General features: G+C 69.3%; 13 protein-coding genes and 1 pseudogene. 10 read left to right on the top strand and 4 right to left on the bottom strand.

What is annotated here, in order from left to right; genetic code table 11:
* Positions 1-13 precede the first annotated feature (13 nt).
* Both IPG72_13715 and IPG72_13710 read right to left on the bottom strand, forming a co-directional pair.
* Entirely contained in the window at positions 14-280 is a 267-nt protein-coding gene (locus IPG72_13715; protein MBK6770040.1) for a nucleotidyltransferase domain-containing protein, read from the bottom strand.
* Positions 281-327: 47 nt separating this feature from the next.
* Entirely contained in the window at positions 328-708 is a 381-nt protein-coding gene (locus IPG72_13710; GenBank protein ID MBK6770039.1) for a HEPN domain-containing protein, read from the bottom strand.
* 261 nt (positions 709-969) lie between these two features.
* Between IPG72_13710 and IPG72_13705 the strand changes: the two genes are divergently transcribed.
* From IPG72_13705 to otsB, 7 genes are all read left to right on the top strand, one after another.
* Positions 970-1,152: a hypothetical protein gene (locus tag IPG72_13705; GenBank protein ID MBK6770038.1), complete on the top strand. Its 183-nt coding sequence runs from the start codon at positions 970-972 to the stop codon at positions 1,150-1,152.
* Between the two features lie 27 nt (positions 1,153-1,179).
* Positions 1,180-1,464, top strand: coding sequence for a hypothetical protein (locus IPG72_13700; GenBank protein ID MBK6770037.1), 285 nt, complete (start codon positions 1,180-1,182; stop codon positions 1,462-1,464).
* Between the two features lie 40 nt (positions 1,465-1,504).
* Positions 1,505-3,340 carry a hypothetical protein gene (locus IPG72_13695; protein ID MBK6770036.1) on the top strand — a complete coding sequence of 612 codons (1,836 nt, stop codon included), beginning with the start codon at positions 1,505-1,507 and terminating at the stop codon, positions 3,338-3,340.
* Positions 3,341-3,345: 5 nt separating this feature from the next.
* A complete protein-coding gene (locus tag IPG72_13690; GenBank protein MBK6770035.1) occupies positions 3,346-4,389 on the top strand; it encodes a hypothetical protein in 1,044 nt (347 codons plus the stop codon).
* A gap of 227 nt (positions 4,390-4,616) precedes the next feature.
* On the top strand, positions 4,617-5,993 hold the full coding sequence (locus IPG72_13685) for an NAD-dependent succinate-semialdehyde dehydrogenase (GenBank protein MBK6770034.1): 1,377 nt from the start codon (positions 4,617-4,619) through the stop codon (positions 5,991-5,993).
* Between the two features lie 510 nt (positions 5,994-6,503).
* The gene (locus IPG72_13680) at positions 6,504-7,910 is read left to right on the top strand and encodes a trehalose-6-phosphate synthase (protein MBK6770033.1); all 1,407 of its coding nucleotides are present in this window, start codon (positions 6,504-6,506) and stop codon (positions 7,908-7,910) included.
* Between the two features lie 13 nt (positions 7,911-7,923).
* Entirely contained in the window at positions 7,924-10,467 is a 2,544-nt protein-coding gene (gene otsB / locus IPG72_13675; protein ID MBK6770032.1) for a trehalose-phosphatase, read from the top strand.
* 340 nt (positions 10,468-10,807) lie between these two features.
* Here otsB and IPG72_13670 read toward each other — a convergent pair whose 3' ends face one another.
* Positions 10,808-11,263 (bottom strand): hypothetical protein, encoded by a 456-nt coding sequence (locus IPG72_13670; protein MBK6770031.1) that lies wholly within the window; start codon positions 11,261-11,263, stop codon positions 10,808-10,810.
* Positions 11,264-11,812: 549 nt separating this feature from the next.
* Here IPG72_13670 and IPG72_13665 point away from each other — a divergent pair.
* The 3 genes and pseudogenes from IPG72_13665 (at position 11,813) to IPG72_13655 (ending at position 14,585) form a co-directional block, all read left to right on the top strand.
* Positions 11,813-12,589 (top strand): annotated as a pseudogene (locus IPG72_13665) (DUF4386 domain-containing protein).
* Between the two features lie 48 nt (positions 12,590-12,637).
* Complete coding sequence (locus IPG72_13660) at positions 12,638-13,591, top strand: NAD(P)-dependent alcohol dehydrogenase (GenBank protein ID MBK6770030.1); 954 nt, start codon at positions 12,638-12,640, stop codon at positions 13,589-13,591.
* Between the two features lie 70 nt (positions 13,592-13,661).
* Entirely contained in the window at positions 13,662-14,585 is a 924-nt protein-coding gene (locus IPG72_13655; protein MBK6770029.1) for an NAD(P)/FAD-dependent oxidoreductase, read from the top strand.
* 193 nt (positions 14,586-14,778) lie between these two features.
* Here the strand turns inward: IPG72_13655 and IPG72_13650 are convergent, their stop codons facing one another.
* A complete protein-coding gene (locus IPG72_13650) occupies positions 14,779-17,085 on the bottom strand; it encodes a cellulase family glycosylhydrolase (protein MBK6770028.1) in 2,307 nt (768 codons plus the stop codon).
* Positions 17,086-17,197 lie beyond the last annotated feature (112 nt).

The following is a 17,197-nucleotide window of genomic DNA, read 5'->3' as shown; positions in this document are numbered from 1 at the left end:
CGCAGCGCCACTACTAGGCCGCCGGCCGCATCTCCACCCGCTGCCCATGCCGCCGCGCGATCTCGATGATCGCGCTCGTGTCATCGTCCTGCCACTGCTGCGCGCCGCACGCGATCGGCTCGATCCGGCTGTCCACGCGGGCGGCGACGCGCCAAAGGAAGGCGGCGGCCCCGTGGTCGCGCGGGGCGTCGAACGCGGGTGAGACAACGACGACGTCGATGTCGCTCCACTCGCTCGCCCCACCAGCGGCATGCGATCCGAACACGACGGCACAGGACACATCAAGGCCCGCATGCTCGAGTGCCGTCAAGTAGGCCCGCACGACGACTACAGTTGTTGCATCAACCATGCGTACACCGGCTCCGCTCGTTCGAGACAGTCCATCGCTTCCGCTGCGGTTGGTGGCGCCGAGAGCTGCTCGGGGTAGCGGCCCTCGAGGCTGAAGGCGTTGAACTCCGCGAGCACATCGATCTGCTCATCCGACATGCGCAGACTCGCGACTTCGGCCAAGCGCACCAGATTGTGGGTTCGCGGCGCCAGATCGCGAGTGACCCGACAGACGTGCGCCTTGATCGCCTTTTCCAGCGCGAGATGAGCGAAGAACAGGCCATGACGGGTGTGCTGCTGACGGATCAGCGAGCATGCGACCACCCAGTCCTCGTCCGCTACGTCTCGCCAATAGGCAACCTGCTTGTCGATGTCGATCACAGGCGACTCGGTTCAGAGTGGGCGTACGCCCTCTTCCGATCGGGCATGCTGTCGAACATTATACGCGTCCACGATCACTCTCCATCTGTCCGCGCCGCCTCTGGCGGCCGGTCACTCGGTCCTTCGCAAGGAATTACGGGCAGGCCACGTGCCTGCCCGTAGTCCGTCCCCTACGTTGCTCCCTCCTGCCCCGATGTGTTATACCGTCGCCCCGCCCCGCCCCGCCCTGCCCCGCCACCGCCGAACGATCCGAGGTGCGATGTGCGACGCCTCCTGCGCAACATGTGGACGAATGCCGGCACCGCGCGGGAGCTCGTGGCGTTCCTGCGGCATCAGAAGCAGTGGTGGTTGATCCCGATGGTCGTCGTGCTCGTCGGGTTCGGGCTGTTCCTGGTCTTCGCCTCGGCGTCCGGCGTCGGGCCGTTCATCTACTCGCTTTTCTAGTCGAACCCGATCCAAGCGCGTTCGTCGATGCTGCTCCTCAAGGTCCTCGCGGCTGTCGTGACGGTGTTCGCCATCGTCGCGCTCGTGCGAGGACCTCGGGAAGCGTGGCGGCTCTGGAAGCGCTTCGGCCACGCCGTGGGTGACCTCGTCGGCCGAGTGGCGATGACGGTGTTCTACTTCACGATCCTCGTGCCGTTCGCGCTCTACAGCCGCGCGACGAAGGATCCGTTGGCTCTGCGACGCCGCACCGCCGCCTGGATCGACGCCGACCAACAGGCCGACGGCCTCGACGCGGCGCGGCGGCAGTTCTGATGGACCACGCCGATGAGGCTGCTCCGATGAAGCCGCCCCGATGAACATCCTCGGCCTGTCATGCCACTACCACGACGCCGCGGCCGCTCTCCTCGTCGACGGTCTGCTCGTCGCGGCTGCCGAGGAAGAGCGCTTCAGCCGCCGCAAGCACGATCACGATTTCCCGGAGCGCGCCGTGGCGTTCGCGCTGCAACAGGCTGGGCTGACGGCGGCTGACCTGGACTACGTCGTCTTCTACGAGAAGCCGCTGCGCAAGTTCGATCGGATCCTGCAGACGACGCTCACGTCGTGGCCGGCCACATGGGCCGTGTTCCGGGAGTCGATGGTGGCGTGGTTCGACGAGAAGCTCTGGGTGAAGAGCCTCATCCAGGACAAGCTCGGCGTGCCGCCGGACAAGATCCTGTTCGCCGACCACCACATGTCCCACGCCGCCAGCGCGTTCTTCTGCACGCGGTGGGACGAGGCGGCGATCCTCACGTGCGACGGCGTCGGGGAGTGGCAGACGACGACGATCGGGCGCGGCACGGCGGACTGGAACGGGGGCGGGTCGCGGATCGAGCTCCTGGACGAGATTCGCTTCCCGCATTCGCTCGGGCTGCTCTATTCGGCCTTCACGGCGTGGCTCGGCTTCCGGGTGAACTCGGGCGAGTACAAGGTGATGGGCATGGCGCCGTACGGCGAGCCCAAGCATGTCGACAAGGTGTGGCGGCTCGTCGACCTCTCATCCGACGGTGCGTTCCGGCTGAACATGGACTACTTCAGCTTCCATCGCTCGACCGAGCGCACGTACAACGACCGATTCACCGCGCTGTTCGGCCCGGCCCGCCGCGGCGAGAGCGAGTTCCACACGCCGCGGACGCACCCGGACCGGCTCGATGCGGCGGCAGAGACGAACCAGTACTACGCCGACGTCGCAGCGAGCATCCAGCGGGTGACCGAGGACATCATGCTGGGCCTCGCCCGCCGGGCCCACGACCGCACCGGCGCCAAGCGCCTGTGCTTGGCGGGCGGCGTCGCGCTGAACAGCGTGGCCAACGCGCGGATCGTGTCCGAGGGTCCGTTCGAAGAGGTCTGGATCCAGCCCGCCGCCGGCGATGCGGGCGGCGCGCTCGGCGCGGCGCTATGGGCGGAGCACTGCGTGCTGCAGCGGCCGCGGCGGTTCGTCATGGACCACGCCTACTGGGGCCGGGAGTACGACGATGCGGCCTCCCGGCGTGTGCTGGACGACCTCGGCCTGCGCTACACGGCGTACGACGACCGCGAAGCATTGTACGACCGCGTCGTCGACGTCCTCGTCGGCGGCGGGGTGGTCGGCTGGTTCCAGGGGCGCTCCGAGTGGGGACCGCGTGCGCTCGGAAACCGGAGCATCCTGGCGGACCCGCGGCGCGAGGAGATGAAGGAGATCGTGAACGTCAAGATCAAGTTCCGCGAGCCGTTCCGGCCGTTCGCGCCGGTCGTGCTCGAGGAGCGGGCGCGGGAGTACTTCGTGCTGCCGGACGGCGATCGGATCGGCCCGGCCGAGTACATGTTGATGGTGGCCGACATCCCGCCGGCCAAACGGGTCGAGATCCCGGCCGTGACGCACGTGAACGGCACCGGCCGACTGCAGATGGTCCGGCGCGACGCGAACCCGGCCTACCACCGGATCATCGAGAAGTTCGGCGAGCGCACCGGCGTGCCCGTCCTGCTGAACACGAGCTTCAACCTGCGCGGCGAGCCGATGGTCGACACCCCCGCCAACGCGCTGGCGACGTTCGTCCACTCCGACATCGACGTCCTCGTCCTTGGCGGCATCCTGGTCGACAAGGCGGACGCCTCGCCGGACGGCCGCCCGCTGTCGGACATCGTGCCGGCGCCGCTGACGTCGCCGGACTGATGCCGATGCCGCCGGACGATGGACGAGCGGCGCCCCCCCCACTGGCCTTCCGCCTCGCCGCCGTCGGCTGCGGCGTCATCGCGGCTGTCGTGGTCGGGATCGTCGCGGCGCGGATGGCCGGCATCGACCTCGGGCGAGGCTTCGAGCGGGTGCGGCAGGCGGGCGAGCCGGCGCCGACGCTGGCGCCGTCCGGCTACATGACGGCGGACCCGATCCGCGGCCACAGGCATGTGCCGGGCGCCGTCGGCCACCTGCGGACGGACGAGTTCGATGCGACGTACTCGATCGACGCCCGCGGCGCGCGGGACATCCCGGCCCACCGCGACGCGCCCGCCGGCCGCCCGGTCGTGGAGATCTTCGGCGACTCGTTCACCTTCGGCCACGGTGTGGCGGACGACGTGCCGTACCCGGCCGTCCTGCAGCGCGACCACTGGCCGTACATGGACGTGCGCAACCGCGGCGTGAACGGCTACGGGACGATGCAGGCGATGGCGTGGCTGGACGAGATCGCGCCGTCGGAGCCGGGCCTGGAGCGCGTGCTGTACGGCTGGCTGGACTTCCACATCAGCCGCAACGGCCCCGACCCGTCGTGGCTCGAGCTTGTCGAGCGCTCGCACCAGCGCCTGCCGCTGTACCGCGTGAAGGGCGGCCGGCCGGAGTTCGATCGGCTGATCGGGCTGGCCGACGCGCTCCCGGCCGGCGACCCGGCGCTGATCGACATCGAGTGGGCGAACACCGAGGCGGCCGTCCGCCAGATGGACCGCGTCACGCGGGCCGCGGGGGCCACGTTCCACGTCGTTCTCCTGCCCCTCCGCTACCCCGACGGGGCGGCGGCCAACGTGGCCCGGATGCGCCGGCTCCTCGCCGACAGCGGCGTCCGTTCCATCGATCTGACCGATATGAACGGCGCGACGGACGACGCGCTGTACTTTCCCGTGGACGGCCACCCGAAGGCGGAATGGCACCGGCGCGTGGCGGCGGGGATCGCGGCGGGGATCGCAGCGGGGGTTGGCGGGTCGGGCGGCGCAGCGGATCGCAATCGGCCGTGACGCCGCGGCGACACCCCCGCCAAAAACGGCTGAGCCGCTCGATCGCGGTGCGACCGAGCGGCTCAGCCTGGGAGAGGGAGGCGAGGCGCGTACGGGGGAAGGCACGCGTCTCGGTGTTGGTGGGGTTGGTGCGGTGAGGGTTGCGGTGAGGACACGGGATAGAACACGCAAGTGCGGTCAATGGATAGCGCAAGGTTGGGCGCCGATTTCACGGGGGTGCTGATGCCATGTCCCTCACCGCGATGAGCCCGGCGACGGGTCGAGTGATCGCCACCTATCCGGCCGCCACGGCATCGGACGTGCGGGGCGCGGTCGACATGGGCCATGCGGCCTACCTGGCGTGGCGCGACGTCCCGCCGGCGGAGCGCTGCCGGGTGCTCGACGCGGTCGCCGACGTGCTGCGCGGCCGCGTCGATGCGCTGGCGGCGCTCATGGCCGACGAGATGGGCAAGCCGGTGCGGGAGGGACGAGCGGAGGTCGAGAAGTGCGCGACGGGCTGCGCGTACTTCGCGGCGCGCGCGGCCGAGTTCCTGGCGCCCGAGCCGGTGGCCACGGAGTTCGCGACGAGCTACGTCTGCTACCGGCCGCTTGGCGTGCTCCTGGCGATCATGCCGTGGAACTTCCCGCTGTGGCAGGTCGTGCGATTCGCGGCTCCGGCCTTGGCGGCCGGCAATACGGTGATCCTCAAGCACGCGCCGAGCGTCCCGGGCTGCGCGCTGGCGCTGGTCGACGTGTTCGCGGCCGCCGGGCTGCCGGCGGGCGTCTTCCAGGCGCCGCTCATCGACATCGATGCCGATCCGGGCATCGTCCCCGAGCTGATCGCCCACCCGCACATCGCCGGCGTGACGCTCACCGGGAGCACGCGCGCCGGGCGGGCGGTGGCGGCGCTGGCCGGTGCGCACCTGAAGAAGTCGGTGCTCGAGCTGGGCGGGAGCGATGCCTACGTCGTGCTGGCGGACGCCGACCTCGACGCTGCTGCGGCGGCGTGCGTCACGGGGCGGATGATCAACGGCGGCCAGAGCTGTATTGCCGCCAAGCGCTTCATCGTCGAGGCGCCCGTGCGCGCGGCGTTCGAGGCTCGCGTGATCGAGCGGCTGGCGGCGGTGGTGATGGGCGATCCGCACGACGAGGCGACGACGCTCGGCCCGCTGGCGCGCCGCGATCTGCGGGATGCGCTGCACCGTCAGGTGGTCGATTCGGCGGCGGCCGGCGCGCGGCTGGTGATGGGCGGCGTGGTGCCGAGCGGCCCCGGCGCGTTCTACCCGCCGACGCTGCTGTGCGACGTGCGGCCCGGCATGCCCGCGTTCGACGAAGAGCTGTTCGGCCCGGCGGCGGTGATCGTCGAGGCCGCGGATGAGGACGATGCCGTCGCGCTGGCGAACGCATCGGCCTACGGCCTAGGCGCGGCCGTGTTCACGCGCGACGCGGCGCGGGGCGAGGCGATCGCCCGGGAGCGGCTGGAGTCCGGCGCGGCGTTCGTGAACGCCTTCGTGCGATCGGATCCGCGGCTACCGTTCGGCGGGGTGGGGGCGAGCGGGTACGGGCGGGAGCTGGGGCGGTGGGGGGTGATGGAGTGGGTGAACGTGAAGACGGTGGTGGGGTAGGTCCAATCGGCCGTGCGTTGTCTTCGCGCGATCGCGACGGCGAACCGTGCACTACGCCGCCGGCCGCAGCTCAACCCGTTGCCCCTGACGTCGCGCGATCTCGATGATGGGGGTTCCGGTAGTATTGGAACGAAAACATGCGATAAGGAACCCCAATAGACAACGCTTACCTTGTCGATGTCGATCACGGGCGACTCGGTTCAGGGTGCGCGTACGCCCTCGTCCGGGTGGACGGGCCACCGTACATGATACGCGTCAACGATCGGAGACTCTCTGGCCTCCTCCGACCCCAGGATCACCCTGCTATGCCCCTCACACGCCTCAACCTCCGGCGACGCAGGCGCTCCGGGCGGTGGCTTGTGTCGGGCCGGGCGGTCGACCGCGCTCGTTCCGTCGCCGAGGTGGTTGCCGGATCGGCCAAGGGCTGGTAGCCTGGACCTCGCCCTCCGCACCGTGCTTGCGGGCCCGGCGCGTGAGATTGCGAGGTGGACGATTGATCTGAGCGTTGATCTGACCGCTAGACTGTCCGCTGATCTGAGCGTGGATCTGACCGTGGTCGCCAACCGACTGCCCGTCGAGCGACTCCGGAGCCGATGGGTCGTTTCGCCCGGCGGCCTGGTTGCGGCGCTCGAGCCTGTGATGCGCGAGCGGCGGGCCGCGTGGGTGGGCTGGCCGGGCGGCTCCGCGTCGGGCCTGCCGAGCACGAGCCCGCGCGGCATCCGATTGGTCCCGGTGCCGCTCGGCGACGACGAGGTGCGCGACTACTACCACGGCATGAGCAACGGCACGCTCTGGCCGCTGTTTCACGACCGCATCCGCCTCCCGACGTTTCATCGTCACTGGTGGCACTGTTACCAGACGGTCAACGACCGTTTCGCCGGCTTGGCCGCGCAGACGGCCGGACCGGGCGGGACGGTGTGGGTCCACGACTACCAGCTGGCGCTGGTGCCCCGACGACTGCGCGAGCTTCGCCCGGATGTCCGGATCGGACTCTTCCTGCACATCCCGTTCCCGTCGCCGGACCTGTTCGCCCAGCTGCCGTGGCGCGCCGAGCTGCTGCGCGGGCTCCTAGGCGCGGATGCGCTCGGCTTCCAGACCCGCCAGGATGCCGATCACTTCCGAGCCGCCGCGTGCAGCCTTGCCGGTGCGTGGCGGACGCGGGGAGGGCTCGTACACGGCGGGCGCCCCATCCGGGTCGACGCACTGCCCATCGGAATCGACACCGACAACATCGTGGCGCTGGCGCGGGCGGAGAACACGTTGAACAAGATGGCGGAGATTCGTGGCCTTCTGGAGGGGCGGCGGCTGTTCCTGGGGGTGGACCGGATGGACTACACCAAGGGCATCCGGCCGCGGCTGCGCGCATTCGAGACGCTCCTGCAGCGCCGTCCTGACCTCGCCGAGCACGCCGTGTTCCTGCAGGTGGCCGTCCCAAGCCGTGAGATGGCCCTCAACTACGCCGCCACAAGGGGCGAGATCGAACAGTTGGTTGGCTCGATCAACGGACGGTACGCGCGCTTGGGTCGCGTGCCCGTGCAGTATCAATATGCGCGGCTGGACATCGACGAGCTCGTGGCCTACTACCGCGCCGCCGACATCATGGTGGTCACGCCGCCGCGCGACGGGATGAACCTCGTGGCGTTGGAGTTCGTCACGGCGCGGGTGCGCAATCTGGGCGTGCTCATCCTGAGCGAGTTCGCCGGTGCCGCTCGGCACCTGCGACAGGCGCTGTTGGTGAACCCGTACGATGTGGACGGCGTGGCCGATGCCTACGAGCGGGCGCTCGACATGCCGGAGTCCGAACAGCGGCGCCGGATGCGTGCGCTGCGGACGGCCGCGCAGCGCCAGGACGTTCACGACTGGGCCCGACGCGCCCTCGATGCGATCACCGCACCGGCGCCCGGCACCACGGCATGAAGGACGCGGTACGTTGAGCGGCGTGGACGACGCCCTGGGCACCCTGATGTCGACCCCGGTCCTGCTCGTCGCCGTCGACTTCGACGGAACCCTCGCTCCGATCGTCGACGATCCAGCCGATGCCGCGATGCTGCCACGTGCGCGCCGGGCGCTGCTGCTGCTGGCGCGTCTCCCGCACACCCATGTGGTGGTCATCAGCGGCCGTGCCTTCGTCGATCTGGACATGCGGCTCGGCACGATGTCCGCCGAAGTGCTGCGCGTCGGCGGTCACGGTTCGGAGTTCGAGCCGGGCACGGCGGGCATGTTGGACGAGCCCGCCCGCCGACTGCTGAAGCACGTGGGCGAGGTGATGACGACGGTGGCGGAAGGGCTTGGTGGCGTGACCGTCGAGCGCAAGGACGCTTCCGTTGCGCTGCACTATCGCTGCGCCGACCGCGCCGACGCCGCCCAGGCGCTGGCTCGACTGGCGCGCAGGATGCCGATGCTGCGGCAACACGGACCGCCGGGTCTGCTTCGGTCGCGGCGAGGCAAGCGGGTCGTCGAGCTGTCGGTGGTGCAGGCCGACAAGGGGCTCGCGCTCTCGCGGCTGCGATCCGAGCTGGGCGCCACCTGCATGCTGTGCTTGGGTGACGACCGGACGGACGAGGATGCGTTCGCCGTGCTGGGCAGCGCCGACGTGGGCATCAAGATCGGTCCGGGCCGGACCCGCGCCGCGTTCCGGCTGCCGGACCCGGCCGCCGCTGCCGAGGCGCTGGTGCGATTGGCGGAAGGCCGCCGCCGCGCCCTGGCGCAGACCGTGCCGGCCGCGATCGACGAGTTGGCGCTGCTCTCCGATCGCCACACGGCGGCGCTCGTTGCTCCGGACGGCACCATCTGTTGGCTGGCACCCGAGCGGTTCGACCGCCCGGCGTTGTTCGCCAGCCTGCTCGGCGGTCCGACGGCCGGACGGTGGCTCGTGCGGCCCGCCGGAACGACGGCGCCCGGGCAACAGAGCTACCTGCCCGGGTCGCTCGTGCTCGCCACGACCTGGGACGACTTGGTGGTGCACGATGCCCTCGTGCCGGTGGAAGACGGGACGATCCTCGTGCGCGAGCTGCGCCCGTCCCGTCCGGGCACCCGGGTGCGCATTCTCTTCGCCCCGCGCCCGGACTTCGCGCGCCGGCCGGCGCGACTCGTGCCCGAGGCAACGGGCTTGGGTATTGCGGGCGTGGTGACCCCCCACCACCTGGAATCGTCCGGCGTCGTGTGGTCCATCGCCCGTGAGGGCGAGCATCACACCGCGAGCGCCGAGTTCGAGCTCGAGGGCCCGCTGCGGCTCGTGCTGCGCGTGGGCGCCAAGGGCGAAGCGCCTGCGCCGGCCGAGGTGGCCGCGGCCTGGCGGGCCGCTGCGCCGCCGCTGGCGCTGCCGCCCCGTTGGGCGGACCCGATCGAGGTCTCGGCGCGCGTGCTCCGCGGGCTGGTGTATGCGCCGACGTGCGCGCCCGTCGCGGCCGCGACGACATCGTTGCCCGAAGCGCCGGGGGGCGTGCGCAACTGGGACTACCGCTACTGCTGGCCGCGCGACGCCGCCTACGCCTTCGAGGCCGTCATCCGGCTGGGCGATACGGCGGACGCCATCGGCTTCGTCGACTGGCTCGCCCTCCAGCGGATGGAGCCCGCGGCGGGCAGCTTGCGGCCGTTGTACGGTGTGGGCGGCGAGTGGCCGCCGGGCGAGGGCGAGCTGGCCCACCTGTGCGGCTACCTCGGCTCGCGACCCGTCCGCGTGGGAAATGCCGCGGCCGAGCAGCTGCAGTTGGACGTGGCCGGCGCCGTCCTGGACCTGATGGGGTCGTTGGCGCGGCTGGGCGTGCCGTTCGCCGACCGGTGGTGGGCACTCGTCGAGACGCTGATCGCTGCGGTGGGGAGCCGCTGGACGGAGGCGGATGCCGGCATCTGGGAACACCGGCACCGCGTGCGGCACCATCTCCATTCCAAGGTGCTGGCGTGGGTGGCGGTGGACCGGGCCGTGCGGATCGCCGATCATCTGGGACGAGCCGTCGATCCAAAGTGGCCGCAGCTGCGTGACGAGATCGCTGCCGATGTCTTGACGCGCGGGTGGCATGCGGGTGTCGGTGCGTACACCGCCGCCTACGGGAGCGATGAGGCGGATGCGGCATCGCTGTGGGTGCTGATCTCGGGACTTCTGCCGGCGCACGACGCGCGGGTGGTGTCGACCGTCGAGTTCGTCGAGCGGCATCTGCGCCGCGGACCGACGGTGTTTCGGTACCGCTTCGCGGACGGTATCTCCGGCAGCGACGCGGGCGGCTTCCACATCTGCGCGGCGTGGCTCGCCGAAGCGCTCTGGCGCATCGGCCGTCGGAACGACGCGATCGCGCTGTTCGAAGACATGCTCTCGTGCTGCGGTCCGACGGGACTGCTGTCGGAGATGTTCGACCCGGACGCAGTCCTGGCTCTGGGCAACACGCCGCAAGCATACTCGCACGCCGGCCTCATCCGGACCGCACTGGTCCTGCAGGATCGCTGGGAAATCATTGGTCAGGCGGAGGACAGCGGGTGAGGGTGGTCCGTGTGCGCGATGCCGCACCCTCCGCCGCCGCTTGACGGCCTGCGTCGGAGATCGAGCGAAACGTCAGGACGGCGGGTAGACCTCGTCCACCACCTACGGGATTCCACCACGCCGTGGTGGATTTCCGACCACTCGATGCGTTCTGGGAGGATGATTGCGGACGTCCTTGGCGTCCATCAATCGATGGATGATGCTGTGAGGAGCGACAACCCTTGTTCCGAGTTACCGGACGATCCGACCCGCGGCGCCAACAGCGGCGGACCCATCCGGTCCGCCGCTGTCGATTGCGCGCCCCAGGGCCTACGCGCCGCGCATCGTCGCGCCCCGGAGCCTACGCCACCCGCGCCGATTTCGCCGGCAGCTCGAGCGGATTGTCCGGATGCGCGGCGTCCCACAGCGCCTTGTACCCGGCGTCATCCAGCCCGATGTGGCCGCGGTTGACGACCTCACCGCGGTAGCTGTCCAGCCGGTTCAGGCCGTTGGCCAGCTCGGCGTCGATGACGACGCGCAACGTGAGCTTGCCGTCGCGCAGGATGGTCGGGCGGAAGCGGCCGATGCCGTCGAGCTCGACGGGCGTGCCGCCTGCCCCGTACTGCAGGAGCACCTCGTGCAGCTCGCGCAGGACCATGAGCGCCTGCCCGTGCTTCAGGCCGGTGCGGCCGGCCAGCGTCTGGGCGACCTCGGCGGTGGTGGCCGTACGGTTGTAGACCAACCGCGGGCCGAAGGCTTGGAATGCTTCGAGGAACGTGGACACCGTGTTGACCTCCTCGGTCGGGTGCTGGCTCACGGCCGGTCCACGGGGTGGGCGGTGCGGGCCAGCGGTTGAAACGCTGGCGTCCAATGTAACGGGGTTTGGGGCGCGCGAGGGGGGCGTTCGACCGCCGCGGAGCCGCCGCGCAACCGTTAACTTGGGGGGCGTGGTCTGCAACGCAGCGGAGAGTGCGATCGGAATGGGCGCGAGCCGGAGGGCGATCGTCGGATGCCGGAGTAGGCCCACACCGATCCGGGACGTGTGGCGCTCGCTCCATGGGCGCACGATGCCACCCCGCGAGCCCGCCCTCCTGTCGAGCGCCCGTACGTCGCCGGCCGGTCGCTCACGAGCCGGTCGACACGAGCTTGCGTGTGTTACCATCGCGCAGGATCCACTTCGCGCAAGCTACCGCAAACGTGCCGGCGACCACTGTCGCGTCGGGCGCGGGCGGGGACGAAGCCGTGACCAGAGAGCGACAGCCGCTCTGTCCGGACCTGCGGGCGATCCCGCAGAACGCATGAGGGGTGGTAGGACGAACGTCCGCCGCCGAATCGACGATCACTCGATTGGAAGGAAGAGGACCCCATGAACTTGCGGCGAACCGCTGCACTTTCAGGTTGGCTCTGGATCATCACCTTCGCCACATCGATCCCGGCTTACTTCTTCCTGTATGCCCCGATGCGGGAGAACCCCGGCCTCATCACGGGGACAGGTGCCGACCCGACGACCAGCCTAGTACTCCACCACTGTGGATTCTAGGGGTTCCCTACTCTGGTGGCCGCCACGAGCATGTTCAGTGGTGGAGTACTAGCCCTGGGGGCCGTCCTCGAGATCGTCCTCATCATCGCCAATATCGGTACCGCCGTGGTGTTCTACCCGATCCTCAAGCGGCAGAGCGAAGCAGGCGCGCTCAGCTACGTCACCGCCCGGGTCATGGAGTGTGTGTTCATCGCCATCGGGATCGTGAGCGTCCTGACGTTCGTGTTCATGCGGCAGGAAGGCACAGGCACGAATGACATCGGCGAGGTTTTCGTCGCGATCTATGATCGGTCGTTCCTGCTTGGGCCAGGCTTCTTCGCCGGCCTCGCGAATGGACTCATCCTTGGCTGGCTGATGGTTCGATCCGGTCTCGTGCCGCGAGGCATGGCGATACTCGGGCTGATCGGCGGTCCGCTCATCATGGCATCGGGGATCGCCGTCATGCTGGGCCTGACCCCGCGCGGTTCGTCGATCCAGGGCCTTGCGACGATCCCGGAGTTCATCTGGGAGTTGTCCCTCGGCATCTACCTCGTCGTCAAGGGGTTCAAGCCGTCTCCCATCACCGCTGGACTGGAGTCGCCGGCGGACGTGACGACAGGGTAAAGGTCGTCCGCGGCGTGTCGTTCGCGGCGTATTACAGAGAGGTACAGAATGAAAGCCCTCGTTGGGGAAACGTATGGACCGCCGGAAGCGCTTCGGATGGTGGAGGTGGCGAAGCCTGTACCGGACGCCGATGAAGTCCTTGTGCGGGTACTGGCGACATCCGTCAATCCGGCGGACTGGCACTCCATGCGCGCCAAGCCCCTCTTCTCGCGTGCGGTCCTGGGCTGGCTACGGCCGAAGAACCCGATTCTCGGCGTGGACGTCGCCGGGCAGGTAGAGTCGGTCGGCAACGGCGTTACCCAATACAAGCCGGGTGACGAGGTCTACGCCAACCTCCTGGACCATGGATACGGATGTTTCGCAGAGTACGTTGCCGTACCCGTGGGGGTGATGGCGTCGAAGCCCGGCAACCTGTCCTTCGAGGAAGCGGCTGCCGTGCCGATGGCTGGTGTGACCGCGCTCCAGGGGCTTCGACACCATGGGGCGATCGATGCGACGCAGAAGGTGCTGATCAACGGTGGGTCCGGCGGTGTCGGCTCCTTCGCGGTCCAGATCGCCAAGTCATTCGGGGCCGAAGTGACCGCCGTGACGAGCTCCGCCAATGTCGATCTGGTTCGTTCGCTCGGCGCCGATCACGTCGTCGACTACAAGACGACCGACTTCGCCCATAGCGGCGAGCGCTACGACCGCATTCTCGACACGATCGGGAACCGTTCGGTGCCTGATCTCAAACGAGCGCTCGCTCCAGGCGGCAAGGCGGCTGTCACGGGGTTCACCAGCGTCCCCAAGATGATGGGGGTTGCGCTCCGCGGCGGGAAGGACATCGCCATGGTGGCGGCGCATGTGACCGCCGAGGACTTGGCGTTCCTGTCGGGACTGATCGAGAGCGGCAAGGTGCGCCCGGCGATCGACCGACGCTATCCGTTCGCCGAGATTCCGACGGCCATCGCCTATCTGGAGCTGGGTCATGCCAAGGGCAAGGTGGTCATCGGCGTGGGGTGATGCCGTGGACTCTGGGGCGTCGAGCTGGTGACGTCCGGCACCCGCACATCGAACCATAGAGGTGACCGGGATGGAAGCCGAGCCGCATGACGTGGTGGTGGTGGGGGGTGGAGCGGCCGGTTTGAGCGCCGCTCTCGTCCTGGGCCGGGCCCGACGCCGGGTGGTCGTGGTCGATGCGGGAGCGCCACGCAACGCTCCCGCAGCTCACATGCAAGGGTTCTTGTCCCGCGACGGGATGCCGCCGGGCGACTTCTTGGGCGTGGGGCGGTCCGAGGTCATCGGTTATGGTGTCGAAATGCTTCAGGATCGGGTGCGAGGGATCGAGCCCGGATTCTCCGTTCGTTTGGCTGGCGGCACGGTGTTGACGGCGCGGCGCATCCTGATCGCGACCGGGGTGGACGACGAGCTGCCGGAGATCCCCGGGGTGCGCGAGCGATGGGGCCGTGACCTCTTGCACTGTCCGTACTGCCATGGATGGGAGGTGCGCGACCAACCCCTCGGGGTCTTGGGCACCCAGCCCGGCTCGACGCTGCACGCAGAGCTGGTCCGGCAGTGGTCCGACGACGTCGTCTTCTTCCGCCACACCTATGATCTGACCACAGCCGAAGAAGCACGGCTGGAAGCACGAGCGATCCGTATCATCCGCGGTGAGGTCGCGCGCCTGGTCGTCGAAGATGACCGGATGACCGGCGTCGAGCTAACCGACGGTCGGGTGATCGCGCGAACGGCAGTATTCATCCGACCCGGCAATCGCCCGCACGCCGATGGTCTGCTCTCTGAATTGGGCTGTGCCCTCGATGAGGCCGGGTTCGTTGCCGTCGACGCCACCGGCCGCACCAGCGTCTCCGGCATATGGGCGGCGGGCAATGTGGTCGATCCGCGCGCCCAAGTGATCAGCGCTGCCGGCGCCGGGTCCACGGCAGCGATCGCCATCAACGCCGACCTGGTTCAAGACGATGTCGAACGTGCATCGGCACGACGAAGGCACCGATAACGGATTCCGATCATGGAGGTTCGCCGATCCAACCAAGGAATCGCGCGAAACCATGGATGGAATCGTGCCGAACCGCAATAGGAATCGCGCCGAACCATCCATGGTCCGGCGCGATTCCTATTGTGGTTCGGCAGGGGTTGGGTTCGCCGCTCGGCAGTCGTGCTTCGGGGCCGGTCACGCGGCCCCTGGGCGGTCAGTCGTCCGAGAACTCGTTCGTCCCCATCCCCAGCGCCTCCCGCACCGCGCCATCCACATTCCCATCCGCATCCGCCACCGCCCACCAGAACGCCTCGTCGTCGGCGGTCCAGGCGCGGTCGGCGGCGCTGAAGAGGATCATGGGGCCGCCGAGCCACATATCGTTCTCGAAGAGGGCCGTGTTCTGCTCGAACACGGTGGCGATGAACTTGCCACGCTCGATCGGATCGATGGCGGCCCAGTGGTACGGCGAGGCCGGGCGCGGGTCGACGGTCCAGCCGAACTCCGTGACGACCAGCGGCGCGTACGCACGGCTCCGCTCCATCATGAGCGCCCGCAGGTCCTCGATTCGCCGGAACGTGAACGTCCGGTGACCCCCGAGCTCTGGGCTGGCGGCCGCCTCGTCGGGAGATACAGCGGGCGCGGCCTTGAAGCCGGCCGCGTGGACGCCGATGGCATCAAGGTAGCCATCGATCGTCCCGTCCATGTCCTCGATCAGCTCGCGCAGGAACGTGTCGTCCCCCATCGCCTCCGGCATCCGGTCCCCCGTCGGCGCCAGGCCGGCGCTGATCACGACGGCGTTGCTGTCGGCGGACTTGATCGCGTCGTACGCCACCTTCAGGACGCGCGCGTAGGCGGCCGGATCGGGGGCCCCGCCCCACTCGCGGGCCAGGTTCGGCTCGTTCATGATCTCGTAGGCGTCCACCTTGCCGCTGTAGCGCAGCGCGAACGCGCTCACGAACCGCTCCCAGACGATCAGGTTGAACGGGTCGTCGCTCCCGGCATCGACCGCCCACGCGGGCGGCACGGCCAGCTGGATCATCACCCGCCCGCCGAGGTCGTTCACCGTCTGGATGTAGAGGTCGCTGTGCGCCGTGTCCATCCCCTGCGATCCGGTGGGCTGCATGTCGGCCCAGGCGAAGCGCTGCTTGAACCACTCGAAGCCGGCCTGACGGAGGCGGATGAGGGCGGCGCGGTCCTCGTCGTAGCGGTACCACTGCATCCAGGTTTGGATGCCGCGGGCGGTGGGGAGGGTTGGGCGGCCGTCGTCGGACCACTGCACGAAAGCGGCGGTGGGGAAGGGGGTGGGAAGCACATATCGAAGCGGCTCGGCGATGGCAGTGATCGCGATGTCGTGTGCCTCTGGGAAGTCCGTCTCGTCGGGGATCGGAAACAGGAGGGCCTCGGCCGTCGCGTCGTGGACGGCGCGGGCGACGGCGGCGTTGAGCAGGGCCTCGGCGTAGGCCTCGACGACCATCTGGACCTCGACGTTCTCACTCGGGTAGATCCACGGCACGACGGCCAGCTTCATCGGTTCCTTGGCGATGGGGACCCCGCCACGGTCGAACACCGGGCGCATCAGCCAGTGGCCCTCGGGCCGATACCAGTAGGCTTCCGGGACTCCGTTGTCGTACGCCGACGGGAACGTGTCGGCATCCGTCCCATCGTCGACCCCACGTGCATTCGCGTCGAAGTCGTGCAGCTGCGTTCCGCGGCCCATCTCGACCATGACCGGGAACTGCTCGCTGGGCAGCTGCGTCTCCGAGAAGTACGACATGTCGTTGTACGGCGGCGGGGGCGCCGGGTAGGCATAGGCATCCGCCGCCCCCCCGGTCACATCCCAGACCGTCTCCATGTTCGGGGTGAACACCTGGCGGTCGATCGGCGGCGGCCAGCCCTGGATCCGTTCGACGATCGCTTCGAAGGCATCGACGGTTACCGGATCGCTGCCCTCCGACGCGGCGTACGTCTCCAGTCGACCCTCGCGCCGGATGCGGACGATGACGTCCGCGCCCCTGCACCCGCCGCTCGCCGGGCAGGGCGTCGTCGGGGACAAACGGGACAACGGGGACATCGATGCGTCGATGAGCGCCGACATCTGCTGGAGCAGCGGCGTCCACTCCTCGGGAAGGGCCATGCCTCGTTGCACCAGGTAGCGGGGGAAGTCTCCGGTGCCCGTGTAGATCACCTGCCCGTCATCGAACAGCGTGAACGTCGGCACGTGCCCCCACGGCACCGTGCAGTCCGGCCACGGGCAGTCCCTCTGCAGATCGAGCTGCAGCACGACGTGCTCCAGCGCCTTCGCCTCGGCCTTGATCGCGAACTCGTCGACGATCACCTCCTCCAGCAACCGCTCGCCCGGCCCGACCGCCTGGCGCGTCGGCAGGCTGGGGAACATGCGGGTGACGATGCCGGCGGCGAGGGCGGTGACGGAGAGGAGGGCGATGAGCATCGGGAGGCCGGCGCGGGGGCTGCGGCTGCCGCTGGGTCGGCCGGCCGGGGCGGTGGGGTCGGTGGAGGGCATCGGAAGCTCCTTGGATCATGCGGCGGCGGTGCGAAGGGCGTGGCGCCAGCATACCGTGTACCGCGGTGCGTGCAACCGCGGTTCACCGCCGCGCGGCCGCCGCGCAACCGTT

It is taken from the genome of Candidatus Avedoeria danica (genome assembly GCA_016703025.1).
GTDB classification, from domain to species: Bacteria; Chloroflexota; Anaerolineae; order Epilineales; family Epilineaceae; genus Avedoeria; species Avedoeria danica.
The sequence above is the reverse complement of the archived record's forward strand: the minus strand, read 5'-3'. Positions and strand labels throughout refer to the sequence as shown.

Coding starts and splice junctions, on each gene's coding strand:
- IPG72_13650 (MBK6770028.1), bottom strand. CDS start 17,085: ATGCCCTCCACCGACCCCACCGCCCCGGCCGGCCGACCCAGCGGCAGC.
- IPG72_13700 (MBK6770037.1), top strand. CDS start 1,180: ATGCTGCTCCTCAAGGTCCTCGCGGCTGTCGTGACGGTGTTCGCCATC.
- IPG72_13655 (MBK6770029.1), top strand. CDS start 13,662: ATGGAAGCCGAGCCGCATGACGTGGTGGTGGTGGGGGGTGGAGCGGCC.
- IPG72_13660 (MBK6770030.1), top strand. CDS start 12,638: ATGAAAGCCCTCGTTGGGGAAACGTATGGACCGCCGGAAGCGCTTCGG.
- IPG72_13690 (MBK6770035.1), top strand. CDS start 3,346: ATGCCGCCGGACGATGGACGAGCGGCGCCCCCCCCACTGGCCTTCCGC.
- IPG72_13695 (MBK6770036.1), top strand. CDS start 1,505: ATGAACATCCTCGGCCTGTCATGCCACTACCACGACGCCGCGGCCGCT.
- IPG72_13685 (MBK6770034.1), top strand. CDS start 4,617: ATGTCCCTCACCGCGATGAGCCCGGCGACGGGTCGAGTGATCGCCACC.